Source organism: Vibrio coralliilyticus ATCC BAA-450, from assembly GCF_000176135.1.
GTDB lineage: Bacteria > Pseudomonadota > Gammaproteobacteria > Enterobacterales > Vibrionaceae > Vibrio > Vibrio coralliilyticus.
The window spans coordinates 223679-247175 of sequence record NZ_ACZN01000016.1; the positions used below are offsets into that span (position 1 = coordinate 223679).

The 23497-nt window shown below is 46.3% G+C and carries 15 protein-coding genes; 7 read left to right on the forward strand and 8 right to left on the reverse strand.

Features of this window, described 5'->3' with window-relative positions:
* Positions 1-17 precede the first annotated feature (17 nt).
* Positions 18-1295, forward strand: a complete 1278-nt coding sequence (locus VIC_RS12300; RefSeq protein ID WP_006960194.1) for an HD-GYP domain-containing protein — start codon at positions 18-20, stop codon at positions 1293-1295.
* Positions 1296-1324: 29 nt separating this feature from the next.
* Here VIC_RS12300 and VIC_RS12305 read toward each other — a convergent pair whose 3' ends face one another.
* Positions 1325-1978 (reverse strand): DUF2057 family protein, encoded by a 654-nt coding sequence (locus tag VIC_RS12305; RefSeq protein ID WP_006960195.1) that lies wholly within the window; start codon positions 1976-1978, stop codon positions 1325-1327.
* A 502-nt stretch (positions 1979-2480) separates the two neighbouring features.
* Here VIC_RS12305 and VIC_RS12310 point away from each other — a divergent pair.
* Complete coding sequence (locus VIC_RS12310; RefSeq protein ID WP_006960196.1) at positions 2481-3878, forward strand: tryptophanase; 1398 nt, start codon at positions 2481-2483, stop codon at positions 3876-3878.
* A gap of 412 nt (positions 3879-4290) precedes the next feature.
* Positions 4291-6819: a glycosyl hydrolase family 18 protein gene (locus VIC_RS12315; RefSeq protein WP_039951874.1), complete on the forward strand. Its 2529-nt coding sequence runs from the start codon at positions 4291-4293 to the stop codon at positions 6817-6819.
* A 72-nt stretch (positions 6820-6891) separates the two neighbouring features.
* On the opposite strand, the gene VIC_RS12320 is transcribed toward VIC_RS12315, so the two are convergent.
* Genes VIC_RS12320 through VIC_RS12335 form a run of 4 tightly spaced genes read right to left on the reverse strand, consistent with a single transcriptional unit; the run spans position 6892 to position 13034 of the window.
* Positions 6892-9006, reverse strand: a complete 2115-nt coding sequence (locus VIC_RS12320) for a type I secretion system permease/ATPase (RefSeq protein WP_006960198.1) — start codon at positions 9004-9006, stop codon at positions 6892-6894.
* An 11-nt stretch (positions 9007-9017) separates the two neighbouring features.
* Entirely contained in the window at positions 9018-10928 is a 1911-nt protein-coding gene (locus VIC_RS12325; RefSeq protein ID WP_006960199.1) for a bifunctional diguanylate cyclase/phosphodiesterase, read from the reverse strand.
* Positions 10929-10933: 5 nt separating this feature from the next.
* A complete protein-coding gene (locus VIC_RS12330) occupies positions 10934-11596 on the reverse strand; it encodes a transglutaminase-like cysteine peptidase (RefSeq protein WP_006960200.1) in 663 nt (220 codons plus the stop codon).
* A 46-nt stretch (positions 11597-11642) separates the two neighbouring features.
* A complete protein-coding gene (locus VIC_RS12335) occupies positions 11643-13034 on the reverse strand; it encodes an HlyD family type I secretion periplasmic adaptor subunit (RefSeq protein WP_006960201.1) in 1392 nt (463 codons plus the stop codon).
* A 282-nt stretch (positions 13035-13316) separates the two neighbouring features.
* Between VIC_RS12335 and pdxH the strand changes: the two genes are divergently transcribed.
* Positions 13317-13952: a pyridoxamine 5'-phosphate oxidase gene (pdxH, locus tag VIC_RS12340; protein WP_006960202.1), complete on the forward strand. Its 636-nt coding sequence runs from the start codon at positions 13317-13319 to the stop codon at positions 13950-13952.
* Between the two features lie 37 nt (positions 13953-13989).
* Here pdxH and VIC_RS12345 read toward each other — a convergent pair whose 3' ends face one another.
* From VIC_RS12345 to VIC_RS12360, 3 genes are all read right to left on the reverse strand, one after another.
* Positions 13990-14703 carry a helix-turn-helix transcriptional regulator gene (locus VIC_RS12345; RefSeq protein WP_006960203.1) on the reverse strand — a complete coding sequence of 238 codons (714 nt, stop codon included), beginning with the start codon at positions 14701-14703 and terminating at the stop codon, positions 13990-13992.
* A 342-nt stretch (positions 14704-15045) separates the two neighbouring features.
* Positions 15046-16875 (reverse strand): SUMF1/EgtB/PvdO family nonheme iron enzyme, encoded by a 1830-nt coding sequence (locus VIC_RS12355; RefSeq protein WP_006960204.1) that lies wholly within the window; start codon positions 16873-16875, stop codon positions 15046-15048.
* A 148-nt stretch (positions 16876-17023) separates the two neighbouring features.
* Positions 17024-18133: a PEGA domain-containing protein gene (locus VIC_RS12360; protein WP_006960205.1), complete on the reverse strand. Its 1110-nt coding sequence runs from the start codon at positions 18131-18133 to the stop codon at positions 17024-17026.
* A 447-nt stretch (positions 18134-18580) separates the two neighbouring features.
* Here VIC_RS12360 and VIC_RS12365 point away from each other — a divergent pair, with 447 nt between their 5' ends.
* From VIC_RS12365 to VIC_RS12375, 3 genes are all read left to right on the forward strand, one after another.
* Entirely contained in the window at positions 18581-19396 is an 816-nt protein-coding gene (locus tag VIC_RS12365) for an AraC family transcriptional regulator (RefSeq protein ID WP_006960206.1), read from the forward strand.
* A 187-nt stretch (positions 19397-19583) separates the two neighbouring features.
* A complete protein-coding gene (putA, locus tag VIC_RS12370; RefSeq protein ID WP_006960207.1) occupies positions 19584-22703 on the forward strand; it encodes a bifunctional proline dehydrogenase/L-glutamate gamma-semialdehyde dehydrogenase PutA in 3120 nt (1039 codons plus the stop codon).
* A gap of 22 nt (positions 22704-22725) precedes the next feature.
* Complete coding sequence (locus VIC_RS12375; RefSeq protein ID WP_006960208.1) at positions 22726-23424, forward strand: hypothetical protein; 699 nt, start codon at positions 22726-22728, stop codon at positions 23422-23424.
* Positions 23425-23497: the final 73 nt, after the last annotated feature.

A 23497-nucleotide genomic window follows, 5' to 3' on the forward strand; every position in this document is an offset into this window, starting at 1 on the left:
CAGTTAGGTTATTACTAATGGATGAGCCGCTTGATAACGTAAGCGTAGATTTACGTCAGGTGCTATTTGAAATCGCTTCAGCCCTCGATGCAGTCGGGATCGATGATATAAATCACGGTCACCGGGTTGCATACATTGCTTATCAATGTGCTAAACGAATGGGGTGGGAGGAAGAGCAGGCTCAAATCGCTTTTTCCCTGGGATTGATCCATGATTGCGGTGTTTCGCAGTCTAATGAGCGTTCCTATCTATTCAAGTCGATGGCTCCGGAGAACACCAAAAAGCATTGTATTAAAGGTTATGGGCTGTTGAGCGCTTGCCCGCCTCTGGCTGGATTAGCATTGCCAGTTCTGTATCATCATACCTGGTGGGAGCAGCTGAGCGGCGAAACCAGAGCTTCAGAAAACGATAAACTACTCGCCGGATTGCTATTCATCTCTGACCGGGTTGATTATCTCTACTCACGTTTTTACCCAGACCAATACGGCAATATCACCGAGAACAACAAAAAATCGATCATCGGGGAATTGACCGCCAATGCTGGGATCTTGTTTGAGCCTAATATGGTTCAGCACATGTGTGAGTTGATAGACAACGATGACTTCTGGTTTTCAATGGAATCTCGCTATATCGAGACAATGGCAAGTCGCTTTCCATCGGTGCCTTTCTTTTCATCTCGATTGGGATTGGAAGACACGATTGCTGTAGCGGAATTCTTTGCCCAGATTGTCGATGCAAAAAGCACTTTCACGTTTCAGCACTCTCGTCATGTTGCGGAGTTAACGTCATTTCTGGGTAAACAACTGGGGTACTCGACCAAAGCACAACGAATGTTGTATCTGGCAGGGTTAGTGCACGATATTGGAAAACTGAAAACTCCGGTCGCGGTTTTGCATAAACCTGCAGAGCTGACGGATGAAGAGTATGCGTGCATAAAGCGCCATGCGACCGATACCCGTCACGCATTGACCAATATGTTTCGCTCTAGCCAAGTTATTGATTGGGCTTCGAATCACCATGAAAGGCTGGATGGGTCTGGTTACCCGTTAGGGAAAACAGCCAAAGATCTCGATCAACCAAGCCGAATTGTGGCCATTGCCGATGTGTTTCAGGCTCTGACTCAATCACGCCCTTATCGACAAGGCGTGTCACTTGAGGAAACAATGCAAATACTGCAGGAATTGGTAGATGAATCGAAACTGGATTCTGTCGTGTTTGAGTGTCTGATGGAGAACGATCTTGAGTGCTATCAGATTTCAACAGGTCACCCTGCCATAGAAAAAGCCAGCGCTTAATGCGCTGGCTTTTGGCTTATTGAGCTTGATTACTTTTCCAGTAAGAACTGTTTGAAGCGCGCCTGTGTTTCCGCGTCGGCTTTGTTATACCAGAAATGCAGCATTTCCTCGGCAGTCGAGTCGCCTTTGACGCCTTCTTTGGTGACTTTAGCAGGTAGCGTTACTGGCTGTACCGTGGCGCCAATAGCGGCGGCAGAGACAGCTGCAACACCACCTCGGCGGTTGTAATCTGCCAGTTCAATCTGGAAGTTTCGGCCAATCTGCATACCGTCTTTTACGAGCTTATCCTGCGTAACTGCTAGAGCGCTACCACTTGCAGTTGTGAGCTGCCAGTCGACATTTTTAATCTTCTTCTCCGCTTCGTGTTGATCGCGGTATTTAGGCATATCGAATGTCAGTTCAGTATCGTTGGTATCAAACGTGGCAATAATGGGATCGCTTTCAAGAATAATACGGTCATTACCTTGCGTGAAGTATGGCTGGTAGCGGAACAAAACTTGGTTTTCGCCGTCAGGTAAAGTCAGCGTTTTGTTTGCTGAAAAGAAGCCACCAGAGAGCTCTGGTTTTGCGTCGTTCGCAACCAATACATCCACAGTGTCTGGGACGGTAATGGTTACTTCAGCCGCCGCCATACCGCTGATGCTTAATGCAACGGCGGCCAATAATGTTGTTTTGATTTTCATGACTTGATCCATTTGATTTGGTTAGCCAACACTTTGCCTAGCAAGTCCAGATATTTCAATTAGATGAATGTCAAAGTGATAAGATTTCACGGAAACTTAACTTTCAGTGATGATAAACCACTAACTAAGCGCAAGCTAAGTGTGACAGGTGTTTAGGGGTACGGATGACTTATTTTGCTAAGGTTTATTAAATAATGATTTTGGGGTGTGTGATTTATAAATTTTGAGTGACATTTCACGGTAAATAGGTGAGATCACGACTATATTGATGGTTATGTCTATAACCTACGAGAAGGATAACGCTATGAACTGCATTTGGATGCAAGACAGCCGTTTTGTGTTGTCGTCATGGTACAACTTAGACTTTTGCCTATCGCTTTTGAGCAAAGAATCCCCTTCGCTTTGATTTCCTGGGTGCACTCGCACCATCTATTCGCAATTTAACGCTTTAAATCCGATGCAGATTGTCTGCAGGGATCGATCTATCTATAGGAAATTAAATATGAAACGCATTCCAGAACCCTTTCGCATTAAAATGGTTGAACCGATCAAAATGACCACTTATCAAGACCGAGTTGCTGCGCTTGACGAAGCCGGTCTGAACCCTTTCTTATTAAAAAGTGATGATGTCTATATTGACCTTCTGACTGACTCGGGCACAGGTGCGATGAGTGACAACCAGTGGGCTGGTTTGATGATGGGGGACGAGTCTTACGCAGGGAGTCGCAACTATTACAATCTTTGTCAGGCGGTCGAGCACTTTTTTGGTTATAAACTAACGGTGCCCGCTCACCAAGGTCGCGGGGCGGAGCAAATTCTATTCCCGGCATTGATTGAGCGTATGCGCAGTGTTCGCGGCGGGACGGAGCCAGTTTTCATCTCCAACTATCACTTTGATACCACGGCGGGGCATATTGAGTTAAATGGAGGCAAGGCCATTAATGTCGTCGACAGACATGCTTTTGATACGACGACCCCGTATGACTGGAAAGGTGATTTCGACCTCGACAAACTTGAAGCGACTATTGAGCAGTATGGTGCACATAACATTTGCGCCATCATCACCACGGTGACTTGTAACAGCTCTGGTGGTCAGCCGGTGTCTATGGCCAACATGCGCGCGGTTTATGAGTTGGCAAGCAAGAATGACATCCCTGTTGTGATCGATTCTGCACGCTATTGTGAAAACGCCTATTTCATTAAACAGCGTGAGGAGGGATATCAGGATAAGTCGATCCTCGAAATCATCCGAGAGATGTATCAATACGGTGATATGCTGACTATGTCCGCTAAGAAGGACCCTATGGTCAATATTGGTGGCCTGTGCTGTATTCGTGATCACCAAGAGCTGTTCCAAGCCGTACAAACGCGTTGTGTGCCAATGGAAGGGTTTGTCACTTATGGCGGTATGGCAGGGCGAGACATGGAAGCGTTGGCTCGCGGCCTTTATGAAGGTGCAGACGAAGATTACCTCCACTATAGGATCAGTCAGGTGCAATATCTTGGTGAGCGTCTGCGTGAAGGGGGGATTCCCATTCAGTATCCAACAGGTGGGCATGCAGTGTTTGTCGATGCAGCGAAGATACTCCCTCACATTCCAGCAGAAGAGTTTCCAGCTCACGTCTTGTGTAATGCCCTATACCTTGAAGCTGGAGTTCGAGCGGTAGAAATTGGTTCGTTGCTCCTGGGGCGTGATCCGGAAACAGGCAAACAAAAATCGTCGGAATTGGAACTGATGCGTCTTACCATTCCTCGTCGTGTATATACCAACGATCACATGGATTATATTGCCGATGCGATCATTGCGCTCAAAGAGCGTGCTCATGAACTTAAAGGCTTAATGTTTGAGTATGAACCTCCCGTGCTGCGTCATTTCACGGCGCGATTTAAGTCCAAATAATCCTTAATTAAAACCTGCCTCCTAAAATTTTTAGGGGGCAGTATTTTGTAATGGCGATCCTCCAATATTTGGTATCTCATTCTTTAAATTATTGACAAATAAGTATGTTTCTCGGCTTGCTAGGATTTTATAAATTATGGGTCGAAATCCAATTTGTAATGTAACAGACCTCGTATATACAACTATTTTCTGATCTTGCCTCGAAAACAACCTTTATTTTTTTTATCAAAAAAAAAGTCTCTCAAATACTGAAAGTGATGTTCTTCGCGATGTATCCGTAGAACAGCGAATACCGATCCTCGATAAGTCTTTCGGCTCAATACTTGGCCAGCAGGCAGTTAAACGCGGCTTACGATGATAGGTATCACTTCCCAACTTTCGGGTAAATGTACAAGGAATGAGAGAAATAGGTATGAATCGTATAACTTTGTGCGCCGCTAGTATCGCTTTGGCGCTATCCGGCACCGCGATGGCTGCACCAACAGCCCCTAGTATTGATGTTTACGGCTCAAACAATCTTCAGTTCTCGAAGATTGAGTTAGCAATGGAAACCACTTCTGGCTACAACGACATGGTGAAATATTTCGATGAAGCGGATATTACCATTAAATTTAATCAGTGGAGTGGCACAACGGGGGACACCTACAAGGTTTACTTTGACGGTGCTCAGGTAGCAACCGGAGACATTACCGGTAGCCAGACCACAGCAAGCTTCAAATATGCAAATGGCGGTCGTTATCAAATGACGATTGAAGCGTGTGACGCAAGCGGTTGTAGCACGAGTGCGCCTGCTGAAATTGTGGTTGCTGACACCGATGGTGCTCACCTTGCACCGCTGGCGATGAATGTTGATCCAAACAACAAGAGTTACAACACGGACCCTAACACGGTCGTTGGTACTTACTTTGTTGAGTGGGGTATCTATGGCCGTGACTTTACGGTAGACAATATTCCTGCCGATAACCTGACCCATATTCTATACGGCTTTATTCCAATTTGTGGCCCGAATGAATCAGTGAAATCAGTCGGTGGCAACAGTTACAACGCACTGATGACCGCATGTAAAGGAGTGCCAGACTATGAAGTCGTGATTCATGACCCATGGGCAGCTTACCAAAAGAGCTTCCCTCAAGCAGGCCATGAGTACAGTTCTCCTATCAAAGGCAACTACGCGATGCTAATGGCGCTTAAGCAGCGCAATCCAGATCTGAAAATTATCCCTTCCATTGGTGGCTGGACGTTATCAGACCCATTCTTTGACTTTACTACCAAAGCGAACCGAGACACCTTTGTCGCTTCTGTTAAGCGCTTCCTGACGACGTGGAAGTTTTATGATGGTGTGGATATTGACTGGGAATTCCCAGGCGGCGGCGGTGCTGCTCCTGATTTAGGTGATCCTGTAAATGATGGCCCAGCGTACATTGCGTTGATGCAAGAGCTTCGTGCGATGCTTGACCAATTGGAAGCAGACACCGGCAGAACGTATGAGCTTACGTCAGCAATCGGTGTGGGTTACGACAAAATTGAAGATGTGAACTACGGGGATGCAGTTCAGTACATGGATTACATCTTTGCCATGACGTATGACTTCTACGGCGGTTGGAACAATGTTCCTGGTCATCAGACGGCACTGTACTGTGGTACATTCATGCGCCCAGGTCAGTGTGATGGCTCTGGTGTAGATGAAAATGGCGAACCGTACAAAGGCCCTGCTTACACCACGGACAACGGTATTCAGCTTCTGCTAGCGCAAGGTGTTCCTGCGAATAAACTCGTTGTGGGTACCGCCATGTATGGTCGTGGTTGGGAAGGCGTGACACCTGATACGCTCACCGATCCTAATGACCCAATGACTGGAACAGGTACTGGTAAGCTGAAAGGCAGCACAGCACAAGGTGTCTGGGAAGATGGTGTGATTGATTATAAAGGCGTGAAATCCTTTATGCTTGGCGCGGACAATACTGGCATCAACGGTTTTGAATATGGCTACGACGCGCAAGCTGAAGCACCTTGGGTTTGGAATCGCTCTACAGGTCAGCTGATTACGTTTGATGATGACCGCTCTGTGAAAGCGAAAGGCGCATATGTACGTGATTTAGGCCTTGCCGGTCTATTCTCCTGGGAGATTGACGCTGATAACGGTGACATTCTCAATGCTATGCATGAAGGGCTAGCTGGTGGAACACCAGCGAATCGAGCTCCAGTTGCTGCAGCGGGCGCGGATGTTTCAGTAACCGGTCCTGCATCGGTTGTACTGGATGGCAGCAGCTCAAGTGACTCGGATGGCAGTGTTGCAAGCTATGTGTGGGAACAGCTCTCAGGTACTAGCGTTTCACTAACGGGTGCAAACACTGCACAGGCGAGTTTCGATGTAGCTGAAGTTGCGCAAACTGAAACGCTTACTTTCAAATTGACGGTGACGGATAATGAAGGTGCGACGGGCACCGACACAGTTGTTGTGACAGTAAAGGCGAAAGACACTGGCCCTGTAAACACTGCGCCAGTTGCGGCAGTATCAGCACCTGCTACAGCGAATGCTGGAGATGTGGTAGTGGTTGACGCTTCTGGTTCTAGTGATGCAGATAATGACATACTAACGTACAGTTGGGATGTGCCTGCTGGACTCAATGCCACCATTAGTGGTGCAACGGTGACATTCACTGCTGCTGAGTACACGCAAGATACTTCATTGCTATTTACTGTAACAGTCAGTGACTCTCAAGCGACGTCTTCTGCTTCGGCTACTGTTGTTGTCGCGAAGAAGGATACTGGTGGCGGTACTTGTACCAACGCTTGGGATTCTGGCGCAATCTACAATGGCGGTGACCAAGTGACTTGGGATGGTAAAGTCTGGGAAGCGAAGTGGTGGACACAAGGTGATGATCCTACTCAATCTGGTCAGTGGGGTGTTTGGAAAGAAGTAGGCCCTGCAAACTGCTAATCTAAACAACTCTTCTTATCGTAGATAAAGAAAAGCCGCTCAATACTGAGCGGCTTTGTTGTTCTTGTCAGCTTAGTTAACGGCTCTGACTTTACCTTGCTTAAGACTGTTGAGTACTTCAGCTTTAGGCCCATCAGCGATGACGCAGCCTTTCTCCATAACGATGACTCGATCAACCACATCTAGCATGGATGTTTTATGCGTAATCAAGATCAGCGTTTCCGATGGCTTTAGTTGCGCTAACTGTTGCTTGATGTGCATTTCAGAGCGGTTATCCATAGCACTGGTTGGCTCATCCATTAACAGCACTGGTGGGCGACCAAGGAAGGCGCGTGCAATGGTAACGGCTTGACGTTGACCACCGGAGAGCAATAAGCCTCCTTCACCGACCTGACGTTCTAGACCTGCTGGGTCTTGCTGAGTAAATACGGTCACACCAGCGCGGTTAGCCGCATCCATCACATCACGATCGTCGGCCAATGGGCGACCCAAAGTAATGTTATCGCGAATGGAGCCATAGAAGAGCTGGCTGTCTTGTGGCACGCAGCCAATGTTGCGTCGGATGTCGATGTGATGCAGCTGCTCGATATCTGTATCATCGATACGAACATGGCCTTCCGTCGGTTTAAACAATCCAAGGATCAAACGCTCAAGCGTAGTTTTACCTGAGCCAATTCGACCAATAATAGCGACTTTTTCACCAGGATTGATGGTAATGCTCAGGTCTCGAATAGAAGCTATCGGCGAGTCCGGATAGTGGAAGGTGACCTTATCCAATTCAATCTTACCGTGAACAATTGGACGGTGAATATAGCGCTTCCCTTCCTCCTGCTCATCTGGCATTTCCATCACTTGTTCAATAATGGTCATTGAAGACTTGGCTTGGTTGTATCGTGTGGATAGCAAAGAAAGCTGAACCATAGGACCAATGGCTCGACCACTCAACATGGTTGCTGCAATCAGGCCACCCATGGTGAGGTCACCTTCTGCAATCAAGTACACGCCAAGAATGATCATCCCAACATTGGATGCTTGCTGAACGAAGCCTGCGGTGTTCTGGATGCCATCTGTGATGCGACGACTCTTGATGTTCCAGTTTGCCATATGAGCGACCGCTTCTTCCCAGCGGAACTGGAATTGGCTTTGCGCACCAAACAGCTTGACGGTTTCTAGCCCTGACAGACTCTCAATAAGGTTAGCGTACTTTTGTGAGGCTAGGCGTGAACCCTCTTCAATTGTGCGTCGCAAAGGTCCCTGAATCAGCGCCGAGTAGATAATTAGGATCAGCACGCCTGCAATTGGAACCAAAACAAGATTACCCGCCATCAGCCAGATTAGAACAAGGAATAGCAGCGCAAAAGGCAAGTCAATTAAAGAACCAATGGTGGCTGAAGTGAAAAATTCCCGAATGGACTCAAATTCTTGCAAATGACGAGCAAACGCGCCGACCGACGGTGGTCTCGCTTCCATTCGAATGCCAAGTACTTTACTGAACAGCTTGGAAGAGATCAGAATATCGGATTTTTTGCCTGCCACGTCGATAAAGTAGCTGCGCATTATCTTGAGTGTCAGATCAAACAGGAAGATGACAAAGATACCGCTTGCCAGCACCCACAAGGTTTCGAAGGCGAGGTTGGGCACCACCTTGTCATACACCAAACGGGTAAACATTGGCGCTGCAACGGCAAACAAGTTAATCAGAATAGAAGCGATCAACACGTCACGATAGATGTTCTTCGACTGCCAAATCGTGCTCCAGAACCAGTGCCCTTCGCGCGTTTTGAGGACTTCTGGAGAACGTTCGTCATAACGGAACTGTTTCTTAACCAGAAAGTAGCGACCAATGTAGAGTTCTTCCAGTTCATCAAGCGGAATAGCGATTGGTACTAAGCCAGATTCGCCAGTGACGATTTCTGCTTCCTGTTTATCACTGTTGATAGTGTTAAGCACGCACGCATCACCACTTTTTAGCAGTAAGACCACAGGCAAAACTAAATCCGAAATATCTTCGAGTTTGGAACGGTTCTCTTTCGCGACCAGACCGGCACGCTCAGCCGAGCGAGGGAATAAAAATGGTGTCAGCTTGCCTTCGGTTAAAGGCAAGCCATTTATCAAGGCTTCCGGCGAGTTAGCCAGACCGTAATAGCGGCTGACGTAAATCAGCGAATTTAATAAAGGATCCTGCATCTATAACCTTTTTACTTATCGACAATGAAGCCTTGGAAGACATCAATAAAGTGTTCAGACAAGAAATCCAACTGGATTTGTGTCTCAACTCGGGACGCAATGGTTTTAATACCAAGGTTATGTGCGGTACGTGAGATAGAAGTCAGGGTAAATTTCTGCTTCTCATCATCCAGATGGTGCGTGTATAGGTAATCCAGTTTGACGTAAGCCGGGCGGAATTCGTTAATGTAATCCAGCGATTGGAAGTTACGTCCGTAGTTATCGACACCAAAATCCGCACCTGCACCACGAACCGCATTACAGAATAAAGCTGTATGGTGCGGTGTATTGACAAAGCAGCTTTCGGGAACTTCGAAATGTAGCTTATCGGCAACGGACTTATGGCGATTCAACATCTGAGTGATCCAGCGGATAAAGCTTGGCTGGGCAATACTGCTTTGCGAAATGTTGATGGCAATTGGTTCAGAAAATTCCCCTTTCTCAAGGCGTTCGACAATGGACTTGATAACGTATTCATCAAACAGGTGGCTGGCATTGAGCTGTTCTAAGGCAAACAGGTATTGGTTAGCACTGAAGCGTTCGCCATTTTTCTCAATCGCAGAAAAGACTTCTCGGTGATAAGTTCTTCCACCTTCGTCATTGGCAGCTTGGAATCGGAACTGGAACCAATCGTTACTGATGGCTTCCTCAACCAACGTTTTCCATTGCTGTTTACCCATCAGATTTTCAGAGTTATCACCCGTGACGTAGCCATAGGTAATTTCCGGATCAGACTTAGCCGTTGCCAGTGCGTTATCTAGCATGGTCAAAATTTCAGATGGGTTCTTAGTTGTTTCACTGTATACAACACCCAGTGATAGGTTGGAGGTAGCCATGCCTGTCGGATCGGCGTTGATGTCCTGAACATAAGTTACGATGCTATCGGAAACCAGTTTAAGGTCCACTTCATCCATATTTGGCAGGATGAAACCGAATTCTGCGGAGGAGATTCGAGCCAGCGTCACATCTGGAGACGTGAGAGAGATTTTAAGATGGTCAGCCAACTCACGTACCATTCCATCACCAGCTTCGTAACCTTTCTCTTCATAAAGCTCGTTGATGAAGCTTGCTTCGAGGATTGCAACACCGCCGATACCGCCTTCACCAAGCCACGAGTTAAGCTGACTCATATAGTAAGCGCGGTTTCCAAGCCCTGATACTGGATCAATGTAGGCACGCTCACGTAGTTGCTGTGCTTCTTTTGCTTGCGCCTTAAAGGATTGTTCTACTTGAGCAGACATGCTGTTAATGCCGTCAACGACATAAATAAGATCTTTCGTGCTCGGTCTTGGGAGTGGTTCACCAAAGTGATTACGTGCCACTTGCTCCATTTTTTCAACGATGAGCTGAAGAGGACGAAGGGCGCGCTTAAGAATGAAGGCAATTGATAAGAGTCCGATAGTGAAAATCAGACTGAACGCGATAACTAGGCGCTCAAATGCGTTCCACAGCTGGGTGTAGGCATCCCCAGTGTGGCTGACAATCTCAACTTCTGCCAGTTGCATCCATCCGCTAGTAACGACTCGGCGCTCGTGAATTTTCTCAAACAGGTGCAGTTTGGTAAACCAATCTGGCACATCCAGTGGCTTGACGGGGTACGAACGAAGAATTTCCTCACCATTATCGAGGAAAATCAGTCGAACGACTGAATAACTGCTGCCATCAAACAGGGCATTAATGACGGATTCAACGGCGACCTGATCCTTGTTCTCCAGATATGGAGCCAAAGCAAGACCGACTGTGTTGATGGTGTTATTCACTTCAGAGCGCTGCTGCTGCACTAAGTTATTGCGCGTGGTGTTAAATTCGATGATGAAGACCGAAGCCATCAGCATCAAAAATACAGCAATCATTCCCGCGACAAGCTGTTTATATAAAGTCATATTGCCTACTCATCGTAATTCACTATTGGTTTGTTGAGTTTGAGTGATTTTTCTCGTGCACGAAGATCATTCCATAGACTAAGTCTGGATGATTTTCCTGCCAGTTGTCCTTGTTTTGATTTCATCAGCCATAGGTTTTTACCGTTGAAGCTGTAAATCGGTAGTAAGTCCCTGCGTTTGGAGGCTTTTTTTATCTCTGGGTCGATATTATCGAGCAGAATCGGTTCCGCACTGGGCTTAGAGTAATATGCGAGCACCATGTGAAACTGGTTAAGCGTGATAGCTTTAACGTATACCAAACGCAGTTTTTTATCTGAGACGCCCAGCTCAAGGAGAGAGAAATACTTTGCGATGGTAAAATCTTCGCAATCGCCGGCATTACTGCCGAGAAATTCCAACGGAGTAGCCCAGTAGTCTTTCTTTCCCCATAAACGGTCATCGTTGACAAAGTTCAGCTGGTTAAAGAAGCTATTGACTTCAGTGAGCTTTTGTCTTTCCGAAAGCCCCTTAAACTGTTCCATTTCACGACGCCATGTTTCGACACGTTTGCCTGCTCGATCACCATAAGTATTACGCACAGCCTCGACCCAGCGCTGCTCTTGAGTATTGAGCGCCTGTGAAGCTGTGGAAGCTAAAATAATAAATAGAGCTGCGAGCCAGTATTTCATGTTGGCTATACTCTGACCTTACTTGCAGTCTCAGTTGTTCGCATCTTTATTCCTTTAGTGCGTTGTTTTTGGCGCCCAAAATTGGTTTAAGTAAGTATTCCATTACCGTGCGTTTGCCTGTGATGATATCGACAGAAGCGGTCATCCCAGGAATGATGGGTAAAGAGGTATCGTTGTTCAGGCTGGTTTCTTTAGTTCGCACTCTAACCAGATAAAAGCTATTGCCTTCTTCGTCTGTCGTGGTATCAGCACTGATGTGCTCTAACGTTCCTTCCAAACCCCCGTATTTGGTGAAATCATATGCACTGAACTTAACGATGGCATGCAATTCAGGGCGTAGGAAGGCAATATCCTGTGGGGCAATTTTTGCTTCGACCAACAGAGTATCTTCACTTGGGACAATCTCAACGATATCCATGCCCGGTTGGATAACACCACCGACGGTATTCACATTCAGTGTTTTTACTGTTCCGGTAACGGGGGATACGACCACAGTTCGATTTACTCTGTCTTCAAGCCCTACTGTTGATTCGGTTAGGGCTGATAGCTTGTCCTGTGCTTCGTTAAGCTTTTCTTGTTGCTCAGAGCGGAATTTTTGTGCGGCATCTATCCGGCTGAGCATGGATTCTTTGATAGAGGATCTTAAGACGGGAACCTTCAGTTCACTCGAAGTCATCTCCCGGCGGGTATCATTAACTTGACGTTGTAATTTAAGCAACTCAATACGTGGAACAACACCTTCATCAGCGAGTGGTTTGGTGATTTCCAGCTCTTTACGGGCAAAATTGTAGCTTTCACGTAAGTTGCTTACCCTAGCCTGAATTTCGACGAGGTCTTGCTGCTTCTGTTTAACTTGTTGATCGATCACTGAGATTTGGTTACGCAGGTTATTTAAGTCTTGACGATACTCAGCGCGCTGGCGAGCGACGAGTTTTGGTTGACGTTCTTCAAGTTCAGGTGGAAATGCCAGTTTACTGAAGTCGAGTTGAACACTTTGCTGCCAAGATTTTTCACTGAAGTCTTCATTCACACTCACGCTGGTGATAGACGCTGATAGCTGCAGAACACTGGCCGTCAGGTTTGCCACTTGCTGTTCGCGTTCACGAAAATCTGAGCGAAAGCGGGTATCATCGATCAAAAGTAGTTGCTGACCTTTCTGAACGATTTGACCTTCACGAACGAGGATTTCTTTAACTAGGCCGCCTTCAAGGTTTTGTACTACTTGTATTTGAGAAGAAGGCACAACCTTCCCTTGCCCAACGGTAACTTTATCGATCTGAGCCCAAGACGCCCATGCCCCAGCAAGGATAAAAAACAAAACCATCACCCACAGCATAATTCTCGCGCTGCTTGGCGTATTGAGCAAGAGCGCTGCTGTTTTGTCATCTACATACTCAAGCTCATTGTTAGCGAGCTTGTTGTAATTGTCTTGACCCATTGATGATCCTTGTTACTTCTACGTATTTGATTGATTCTATTATCCAAAATGATAAATGTTAAGCTGTAGTCGTTAGAACGGTGTGCCATATCAAACACTTAAATAATAGAAAACAATCAATCAGTTGTACTAAGTATATACGGCGATTTTTCTTGATAACTTGCTTTCTACCGATAGATAGCGCTTTACGTGCATCAAATCTCCCGAGACAATCTGGTACATGAGCTTGTGTTCATGTATATATGAGCGCACAATCGGCAAAAAAATTTCGCAGGAGAGAAGATGGAACTCGAAGATATCCGCCGTGAATACAGTAAAGGTGGTTTGCGTAGGAAAGACCTAAAAACCAACCCAGTAGATCAATTCAATCTATGGTTGCAGCAAGCGATTGACGCTAAACTTACTGACCCAACCGCAATGACAGTGGCGACGGTAGACGAAAACGGTCAGCCTTTCCAGCGAATCGTGTTGCTGAAGTATGTCGATACACAGGGGTTTGTCTTCTATACCAACTTAGGTAGCCGCAAAGCGCAGCAAATTGAAGTTAACTCACGAGTTAGCCTTCATTTCCCATGGCATCCATTGGAGCGTCAGGTGCATATTACGGGTGTGGCTGAAAAACTGAGTGTTGCAGAAAATATTAAGTACTTCTCCTCACGTCCAAAAGAAAGCCAACTGGCGGCGATTGCAAGTAGACAAAGTAGCCGTATTTCTACACGCGGCGTACTGGAAGGTAAGTTTCTCGAGCTAAAGCAAAAGTTTGCACAGGGCGAGATTCCTGTTCCTAGCTTCTGGGGAGGATTTCGTATTAAACCTGAAAGCATTGAGTTTTGGCAGGGTGGCGATCACCGCCTTCATGACCGCTTTTTATTCTCCAAGTCAGATAACGAGTGGCAGATTGACCGTTTAGCACCATAGGTTAGCCGCTTACAAGACATACGTTGAATACGCCGTGCTATGCGGCGTATTCATTACTCAATACCACTGAAAGCTGTGTTCTCAGCAGGGTTTGAGGGATGTGCGAGCCAAATCCTGCATCCAGAGCCATATCAATCAGTTGTGCTTTACTGTGGGCACCAAATTTCCCTCTTAGGTGCAACACGTAGTTTTCCAGCGTTTTAGTCGAGATGTTCATGACATCGGCTATGTATTTCGGCTTCTTACCGTACAGCAACAAAAATAATACTTCTGACTCTCTTGTTGTCAGCTTGATTTGATGGTTTTGCGGCGACAATTGATTCAACGAGATTCGCTCTTCACTGTGTAAACCCGTCGCCCGACAAATCCAATGACCGACCTCCAACACTGCGGTATCAGTCAGCTCTTGACCATAGAAGATAGTGCCCTGAACGTTTCCTTGAGAGTCATACCAAGGGGACTTACTGAAAATGTGTGTGCGCCAACTGCCGTCAGGGTAGGGGTGAACATCCAGTACCTTAATTGACTGTTTAGTCTCAATCACGAACCTATCTTGCTCCTGAAAGTCACTGGCACACTTAGTGGTTGGGCTAGGCATCTGATGATCGGTGAGACCGATACAATCCTCTGGCAGTTCAAAGCCAATGAGCTTGGCATAAGAGTGGTTAGCGTAAGCGAAAACGGAATTGAGGTCTTTGCATCCCCAGTAGCCAGGGAGTTGGTTGAATAAAGAAATTAGGTGCGGTTCCAAAGCGATGTCTACCTTTTACAGTACTCCGGTTATGATATCAGATGAGTAATCTGTCAATCCATCCCAGATTTGCTGTAAGGGCTTTAAAAATAAGAATTTTTGCGGTAAATCGACAAGTATCGAACGAAAAAAAGCCAGCTATCGACAGGATGGCTGGCAAACACAAGAATAATTCTTGTCGACGTGTAGAAGAGGTTCTATGCACTCAGTACGAGGAACTGAGCATAGACGTATCAATCGATACTGAGCCCATTGTTGGGTGAGCTCAGGGGAAATTCTACGTGGAAATGACGTACAAAAAAGGGGGGAAATCCCCCCTAAACCATTATGTGTATTGTTTATTTAATTGATGTCTCTTACGACACGGAATCCGACATAGTTTGCAGCAGACGAACTTGATAGCGAAAGCTGCTGATGAGCCGCTGCCATGTCTGGTGAAAAGTTCCATGCGCCACCTTTTAGCAGACCGCGAGAGTCACTGGTCCATTGCCAGATGTTACCCACAGTATCGTAAATACCTAAACGGTTTGGTTTGAACGCATTGACTGGAGAGGTACTCTTGTTTGACCAAGGCGTTCCTCCCCAACCCGTGTTGGCTTGATTGGGGATAAAACTGTCACCCCACCAATAGTTGGTTTCCGCGCCTGCTCTTGCGGCGATCTCCCATTCATCCTCACTTGGTAGACGATAGGTATGTTTGGTTTTTGTGCTTAACCAGTTTACGTAGGCTTGAGCATCGTTTCTGCTAACACAAACCACAGGAGAGTTTGCTGCTTGTTTAAAGCCAGGGTTACGCCAGTAGCCTTTCGAGATAGGTGTTACTTCGCCTTTTACAATAGCGGTACAGGTGTTCTTAAGCTCCGCGTCAGTCTGGTAGTTAGTGGCGTCAACGAACGTTTTAAACTGACCAACGGTAATAGGAGTAGTACCAAAGCCGAATGGGTGTTTCAACTGAAGTTGCTTTGAGCCATGTTCACCAAGAATGTACTGGCCTGATAGAATAGTGGACAACTCAGGGCCTTGATAACCAGAGCCCAGTGAGTCTGCGAACTTGTCACCTTCACGCAATGGGTTCTCTTTTTCGACCAGAACAGCACGAAGATTTTGATCACGTCTGACGGTCAGCTCACGATGGAAAGAGCGGTAGCCTTCTTTCTGGACGGTAATCATATGCGGCCCAACGGGTAACATGACTTCGACAGGAGTACTGCCATAGTTTACGCCGTTGATCTCAACGTTATCATCGTAAAGGTTAGAACGGATATTCAAAGTGACCCAAGCCACTTCTTTATTGCTAACAAACTGATCTTTATCGCTCAGTGCTTCCGGTTCGAAGCAGTATTTCTTATCGATGCCCAATAGTGTACAAGCTGCGCTTTGGGTTGGTCTGGCTTGCATCTCAACGTCCATTAAGCTGCGGTAACGAACACCATCATAGAAGCCAGATTCTTTCGCTTTTGAGCGCAAAACGTGAATGTTGAAGGGAACCTTATTGGCATGCAGTTTCACCACTTGAGGCTCACTGGTACCTGCTACAAGTTCTGACTGGAATTGCTTAACCGCCTTCTGCAATGCAAGATCGCGAGTCTGGCGATCACACTGGGCAATAGTCATATCTGCCTGACAACGATTTGTGAAACTCACAGATAAGGAGTGAGCTTGCTGAAGTTCCTCTTGAAGGCGCTCGGCGCGTGCACGCAACTTATTCTGGTCGAGAGCATCAATGCCTTGCTCAATCGATTCAACTTCATTGTTCGCGAGATCAAGCTGGTGTTTAAGCTCTTGCAGTTGCTGTTCTTCTGATAGGCGTTCTTTCTGGTTTTGTTTTACCTTTGACCAGGCATCTTGGTAGGCTTTCTGAGTAGCGGCGAGATCGATGTTCGGGTCTTCAATCATCCGTGAGTAATCACTTTCAAGGCGTGTTTTTGCCTCGGTCAGTGCCTCATCAAGCGATTTGGCCAGCTTGGTTAATTCAGAGACAGATTGTTGCTGTTGCTCATACGTCGCTTTTTGCTCATCCCGAGCTTGAGTTGCCGCTTTCAGCTCTCCATGCCTATCAAATAACTGCTGATCAATTTCGACAATAGGATCACGAGTATCCTGTGCCGCAACATTAGCTGTGATGAAGCATGGTGATAAAGCAAGAAGAAGCGTTGGTAAACCAGTTCGCATTATCTATATCTACAATTCTTTTCTATCTAATGGGCTTATTCTAAACGAAAACGCCATTTTGTCTTAAGTTATAAAGCGATAACTTACGACAAAACGGCGTTTTAGGTCAATTTTGTGCAATTCCCCTCTTTCCAAAAAGAGAAGTGGGTTAAATATCTGAATCTGGGCGCAACTTCACCCATACTGTATCGTTGCCATTGACTGGAATTGTACGGTTATAGGTTTGGTAGCCATCTTTCGACACAGTAAACTGGTGTTTGCCTCTTGGTAACACAACTTCAACTGGTGTGCTGCCGTAGTTGACACCGTTAATGGTGACACGATCTTCGTACTGATCTGAACGAATGGTAATGTTTGCCCAACTCTTCTCTTTGTTGCCTTGTTCTTTCTTGACAACTTCGGTGCCGTTTAGGCAGTAACGAGATGACACGTTCAATAGCTTACAAGCTGCAGAGGCTTCTGGACGCGCCTGAAGTTGCGCCTGCATTTCAGTGTAGTAGCTGTTGTTACCTTCAAAACCAGAGCGGATGATTTGGCTTTCCTGAACAAACACATTCAGCTGCACACCTTTAAGGTTCTGCTTAGCCAGATTGGCTTCAGTTAAACCATCAAGCAGTTTCGCTTTGAACGTGTTTACAGCGCGCTGCTTAGTTAGGTATTTACCTTGATTGGTACATTCACCAAGTGTCATGGTAGCAGAACAAGTGGTCTTAAATGCTGTGTTGAGCACATCGCTTTCGCGCAATTCAGCGTCAAGACGCTTCACTCGCGCTTCGACTTTCTGCTCTTTTAGGTAAGATAACTCTGAGTTAATGCGAGAGCGTTTCTGTTTGATTTGCGACAAACGCATTTCCTGTTCGGTAATGGTTTGTTCCTGTTCCAGAATCTGACTTTGGTTCTCTTTAACCGAAGCCCAAGCTTGTTGATACTCCTGCTGGAAAGAAAGCAGGTCAACATCTGGATCGTCTAGAAGGCGGTTATATTGCTTGTCCAGTGCAGACTTGGCACGGTTACGTTTGGCGTTTAGCTCTTGCTCTTCACGCTGGTACTTGGTCAGCTCAGCCCTTAGCTGCTGTAAACGCTCAGATTCTTGTTCAAACTCAGCTCCAAGTGTCTGTAGTTCACTTTGTTTGTTCTCTAACTTTCCATCGATAGTTGCGACAGGATCGGCAGAGGTTGCCGTTTCCGCAAAAACCGAAGTCGATACCCACATAGGGCTTAGCGCAAGTAAAAGCGCTGGGATGCGACGTGTTATCATATTTCCCTGCAACAATTAACGTTTCATTTTACCAACGTAAAAACCAAAAAAAGACAAACTTTTGACAGTCCTTGTTTCCCTGCCTCTCCCAAGTTTTCTTTTAACCTAGCATCTTTCTTTTTAACAGATTAATCAGATTAATCTAACTTAAGTATATAAAACTTGGATGCTATCTATCATTTTGAGTTGATTGGGGAAATATGCAAGTGAAGATTGGGCATCTTCAAAAAGAAAAGTTGCTAGAAGTGACATATACCGTAATTTATGTGCACTTGATCATTCTTCCGGAGCGGTTGAAAGTGTGCTTTTTAACCTATGTTCGGTACTTTTTTCACTCTTCAATAATGTGATACTGTACCCAATTGCATATTAATCGATAAATTTCGAATTGAAGGGATTTTGGTATAACATGCGACTCTAGTGCCATTCGAGATCACAAATTGTGCCATGACAGCATCTAAGTACACACAATTGATTGGTGAACATGCCAAACTTTTGTCACCCAAGCCCGCAGAGCTAGTGACACTGCCGTCTTATATGGACTGCCACGATCACAGCTATACCCAAATTGTGATTGGATTGAAAGGGCAGGCGGAATTTGAAGTAAGTGGGTTTGGTAATTTAGTTGGGCCTGGTCAAGGCTGTGTGGTTACGTCTGGCTCTGGTCATGCGTTTGGCGGTGTAGTCGGACAATCCGATATTCTGGTGTTGAACATGCCCGCGCCATCAGGCGATGACCCGTTAATGCTGCAAAAACTCAACGAACTCAACCAGCGTGATACCTATTTCCAACTCGATGGACAAATTCAAAAGCTGATACAAATGCTCGTTGCAGAAATGCAGTCTAGCCCAGAGGACTTGCTTCTCAGCCGGGCTTGTAATGACACTGTGATTGCTTTGATGCAGCGTCATATGTCGAACTTTGCAACATCCCGTAAAGATTCACGCTTCGACCTTGAAGCCATCGACAGATACATTGAACAACATCTTAGTCAGAAGATATCCGTTGCTCAGTTAGCAGGTAGCGTGTTTCTTGGTGAGAGTCAGTTTCACAACTTGTTCAAAGAACAGATGGGCATTACACCTCACCAATACGTGTTGGGTAAGCGGATAGATATGGCCAAGTCATTGATTGAAAAAGGCCACCTTTCATTAGGTCAAGTAGCAGAGCTGACGGGCTTCTCCGGCCAAAGTGCTTTTACTCATACCTTTTCTCGTCTTCAAGGCATGTCTCCATCTCAATACAAGAAACAATTTGGTTAAATAAGAAAAGATTAACCATATATTATTTTGCTTATATGCATGTGACTCTGTTTTTGTTTTGTTAATAATCAGAGTTTTTAGCAAAAAACTCGGAGTTTTTGACAAGTAATCCTCTCCCGCTCAAAATACACTGCAAGCCATTGTAAGAATCCTGATGAAATTGTCAGGTTGAGATTGAGGAAAACGCATGTTTACAGCAACTGATGTGTTGAATGCCGAGTTTGTCGAGCAGCCGCTTGATAAGTTATGGTCATTGATCTCGCCACTTTACATGGTGGACGAATCCCAATGGCTTGAACAACTGTTGCCTCTGGCAATCCCTACTGATGCTGAAAAAGCACAAATTAGCGACAAGACCACCCAGCTAATCGAATCGATTCGTGCTGATAAGAAATCAATCCAGATGATTGACGCCTTGTTGCTTGAATACAGTCTAGATACTCAAGAAGGTATCTTATTGATGTGTCTGGCAGAAGCTTTGATGCGTATTCCTGATTCAGCGACGGCCGATGCATTGATTCGAGATAAGCTGAGTGTTGCCGATTGGAAATCTCACCTAAAGAACTCTGATTCTGTATTCGTGAATGCCTCGACTTGGGGCCTAATGCTGACCGGTAAAGTGGTTGGCTTGTCAGAAGCTGAGTCACAAAGCCCTGTTTCTGCGGTTAACCGCCTAGTTAACAAGATGTCAGAGCCTGTTATCCGCAAAGCGATGCACCAGGCGATGAAAGTGATGGGCCACCAGTTTGTTCTTGGACGTAGTATCGCCGAAGCGCAGAAAAACGGTCGCACCATGCGTGATAAAGGCTTTACGTACTCCTACGATATGTTGGGTGAAGCCGCGCTGACGACAGCAGATGCGAATAAATATTTCAAAGATTACCTGATGGCGATTGAAGCGGTTGGTCGTGACAAATATGGCTTAGACACTAGCCCTGCGCCTTCAGTGTCTATCAAGCTGTCAGCCTTGCACCCACGCTACGAAGTGGCGAACGAAGAGCGTGTTCTAACTGAATTGGCTGATACTCTTATGCAGCTTCTTCGCCGAGCTGTTGAGTTGGATGTTGCTATCACAATCGATGCGGAAGAAGCCGATCGTCTTGAGCTTTCACTGAAATTGTTCGAGAAAGTGTATCGCAGCGACTTAGTGAAAGGCTGGGGTAAGTTTGGCCTGGTTATTCAGGCTTATTCAAAACGCGCACTGCCTGTGCTGGTTTGGATTAACGGTCTGGCAAAAGAGCAGGGCGATTTGATCCCACTGCGTCTGGTTAAAGGTGCATACTGGGATAGTGAAATCAAATGGTCTCAACAAGCTGGCTACGATAACTATCCAGTTTACACGCGCAAAGAAGCGACGGATGTTGCTTATCTAGCGTGTGCGCGATTCCTACTTTCTGAGAATGTTCGTGGTAACATCTTCCCCCAATTTGCGAGCCACAACGCTCAGACGGTGACGTCTATTGCAGTCATGGCTGAGCACAAAGATTACGAATTCCAGCGCTTGCACGGTATGGGTGATTCCCTGTACAACCACGCGATGGAAGCTTATCAGCAATCTGTGCGTATCTACGCACCAGTCGGCAGCCACAAAGATCTATTGCCGTATTTGGTTCGTCGCCTTCTAGAAAACGGTGCAAACAGTTCATTTGTACACCGCTTAGTTGATGCTCGCTGCCCGGTAGAGACTTTGACTCAGCACCCAGTCGATATGCTAAAAGCGTTCGATACCTTGAACAACGCTAAGATACCACTGCCACCACAGGTCTTCCCTGAGCGTCAAAACTCATATGGTGTCAACGTTGATATTGAATCAGAAGCCAAACCATTTGAGCACTCTGTCGAAAGCTTCCTGAAGAATCAGTGGCAGGCGGGTCCGATCATCAATGGTCAAGCTCATGCCGAAAGCATGATCAAGGAAAACATCAATGTTGAAGCTGTAACAGCGCCTTACGACCGCCGCATTGAAGTGGGTCAGGTTGCCTTCGCGACTCTTGATCATGTTTCCGCTGCCATCGATGGTGCACAGCAAGCGTTTGCCAAATGGCAGACCAGCGATAAAGCTCAGAGAGCCGCTATGCTGGACAAATTGGCTGAGCTACTGGAAGCCAATCTTGCTGAACTTGTTGCTCTGTGTCATCAGGAAGCGGGTAAAACTATTCACGATAGCATTGATGAAGTTCGTGAAGCCGTGGACTTCTGTCGCTACTACGCTAAGCAGGTCGATGCTTTAGGCGAGATTCACTTAAACGGTTTTGATGGGCAGGCACGTACAGTGTCTCGTCAAGGTCGCGGTGTGTTTGTGTGTATCAGCCCTTGGAACTTCCCACTGGCGATTTTCCTCGGTCAGATTACAGCCGCTTTAGTCGCAGGTAACACTGTGGTTGCGAAGCCGGCTGAGCAAACCAGTTTGATTGCTGCACGTGCCGTCGAGTTGATGAATGAAGCAGGCTTCCCAGCAGGTACGATTCAATTGCTGCCAGGTCGCGGTGCTGAAATTGGTTCTGCGTTAACTTCTCACTCTGCCATTGCTGGTGTTGCCTTTACGGGTTCAACGGCAACAGCGCAACGAATCAATCAAACATTGGCGTCTCGTGATGCGGCACCTGTGCCTTTCATCGCAGAAACTGGCGGTCAAAACGCAATGATTGTGGACAGTACGGCACTACCTGAACAGGTTGTGCGCGATGTTATTCGTTCTGCGTTTGCATCAGCAGGCCAACGTTGTAGTGCTCTGCGCGTACTTTATGTTCAGGAAGACATTGCCGATCGCATCGTTGCACTGATTCAAGGTGCGATGCAGGAACTGAGTGTCGGTCTTCCTTATCTTCATTCCACTGATGTGGGGCCGGTTATCGATACGACAGCAAAAACCAAACTGGTTAAGCATATTGAGCGTATGACCGCGACGGAAAAGAAAGTGGCTGAGCTTACTTTGGGTGAAGAACATCAACACGGTGATTTCGTTGCACCAAGTGCCTTTGAAATTCGTGATATTTCTTGTCTTGAAGAAGAACAGTTTGGTCCGATTCTGCACATTGTCCGCTTTAAAGCGAACGAACTTCACCAGATTGTTGATCGCATTAACAGCACAGGTTTTGGTTTGACTATGGGGATTCATAGCCGCAACGAAACCACTTACCGCTGGATTGAAAAACACGCACGTGTGGGTAACTGCTACATCAACCGTGATCAGGTGGGTGCGGTTGTTGGCGTGCAACCGTTTGGTGGTCAGGGCCTTTCTGGTACTGGTCCAAAAGCTGGCGGTCCGCACTACCTATTCCGCTTTACACAAACTTCGTTTTCTTAATCTGTAGGCAAGGAGAAAGATTATGGTTCATCAAGTAACTCGTTTTTCTGATGCTTTTTCAGCGTGGGAAAACTGGAATCTGACTAACTTTGACTCAAAAAGCGAGTGTTTACTGGCTTTTAAACAGGCTCTGCAATCAGTACAGCCGAATTTAGCTTCTGTTGTGGCATACCACATGGAACATGCGTCAGCGCTATTAGCTGAAACGCATCAACTGGTAGGCCCTACTGGAGAAACAAACGAACTGTATACCGCAGGTCGAGGTGTGGCACTGATTATTCAAGATGAATCTTCAGAGTCAGCACAACAAGCAACGATTGCACAGGTGACTGCTGCGTTAGTTGCGGGTAACAGTGTCATCTTGTGTAGTGATGACACACAACTTACTCAAAATCTGGAAGCTGCCTACACGCAGTCTTCCTTACCTATGAACCTATTACAATTTGCCTCTCTTGATGCTTATCATCAGCTGCTGGAGTCAGATGTACGTAGTGTCGGATACATAGGGAATCAAGAGGTTGAACAAACAATCAACCGCCAATTGTCGAAGCGTACAGGTGCTATTGTTGGCCTAGTTTCGGAGACGGATGTTGCGACTATTCCGGTAGCGCATGATCCACATCTATCGCTTCGCTTTATCACAGAGCGAACGAGAACAATAAATATAACAGCAGTGGGCGGCAACGCGACCTTGTTAGAACTTGGGAGTGAGGCCCACTAATCCTTTCTCAGAGAGCCCTCACTCAGTGTAAGTGAGGGCGTTCATGGAAGGCGATCTTAATAGAGGACAAACA

Excerpts from the sequence above, each read along its gene's own strand:
- VIC_RS12315 (WP_039951874.1), top strand. The coding sequence starts at position 4,291 with ATGAATCGTATAACTTTGTGCGCCGCTAGTATCGCTTTGGCGCTATCC.
- VIC_RS12365 (WP_006960206.1), top strand. The coding sequence starts at position 18,581 with ATGACAGCATCTAAGTACACACAATTGATTGGTGAACATGCCAAACTT.
- VIC_RS12335 (WP_006960201.1), bottom strand. The coding sequence starts at position 13,034 with ATGGGTCAAGACAATTACAACAAGCTCGCTAACAATGAGCTTGAGTAT.
- VIC_RS12325 (WP_006960199.1), bottom strand. The coding sequence starts at position 10,928 with ATGACTTTATATAAACAGCTTGTCGCGGGAATGATTGCTGTATTTTTG.
- VIC_RS12300 (WP_006960194.1), top strand. The coding sequence starts at position 18 with ATGGATGAGCCGCTTGATAACGTAAGCGTAGATTTACGTCAGGTGCTA.
- pdxH (WP_006960202.1), top strand. The coding sequence starts at position 13,317 with ATGGAACTCGAAGATATCCGCCGTGAATACAGTAAAGGTGGTTTGCGT.
- VIC_RS12310 (WP_006960196.1), top strand. The coding sequence starts at position 2,481 with ATGAAACGCATTCCAGAACCCTTTCGCATTAAAATGGTTGAACCGATC.
- VIC_RS12360 (WP_006960205.1), bottom strand. The coding sequence starts at position 18,133 with ATGATAACACGTCGCATCCCAGCGCTTTTACTTGCGCTAAGCCCTATG.
- VIC_RS12305 (WP_006960195.1), bottom strand. The coding sequence starts at position 1,978 with ATGAAAATCAAAACAACATTATTGGCCGCCGTTGCATTAAGCATCAGC.
- VIC_RS12320 (WP_006960198.1), bottom strand. The coding sequence starts at position 9,006 with ATGCAGGATCCTTTATTAAATTCGCTGATTTACGTCAGCCGCTATTAC.
- VIC_RS12355 (WP_006960204.1), bottom strand. The coding sequence starts at position 16,875 with ATGCGAACTGGTTTACCAACGCTTCTTCTTGCTTTATCACCATGCTTC.
- VIC_RS12330 (WP_006960200.1), bottom strand. The coding sequence starts at position 11,596 with ATGAAATACTGGCTCGCAGCTCTATTTATTATTTTAGCTTCCACAGCT.
- putA (WP_006960207.1), top strand. The coding sequence starts at position 19,584 with ATGTTTACAGCAACTGATGTGTTGAATGCCGAGTTTGTCGAGCAGCCG.
- VIC_RS12375 (WP_006960208.1), top strand. The coding sequence starts at position 22,726 with ATGGTTCATCAAGTAACTCGTTTTTCTGATGCTTTTTCAGCGTGGGAA.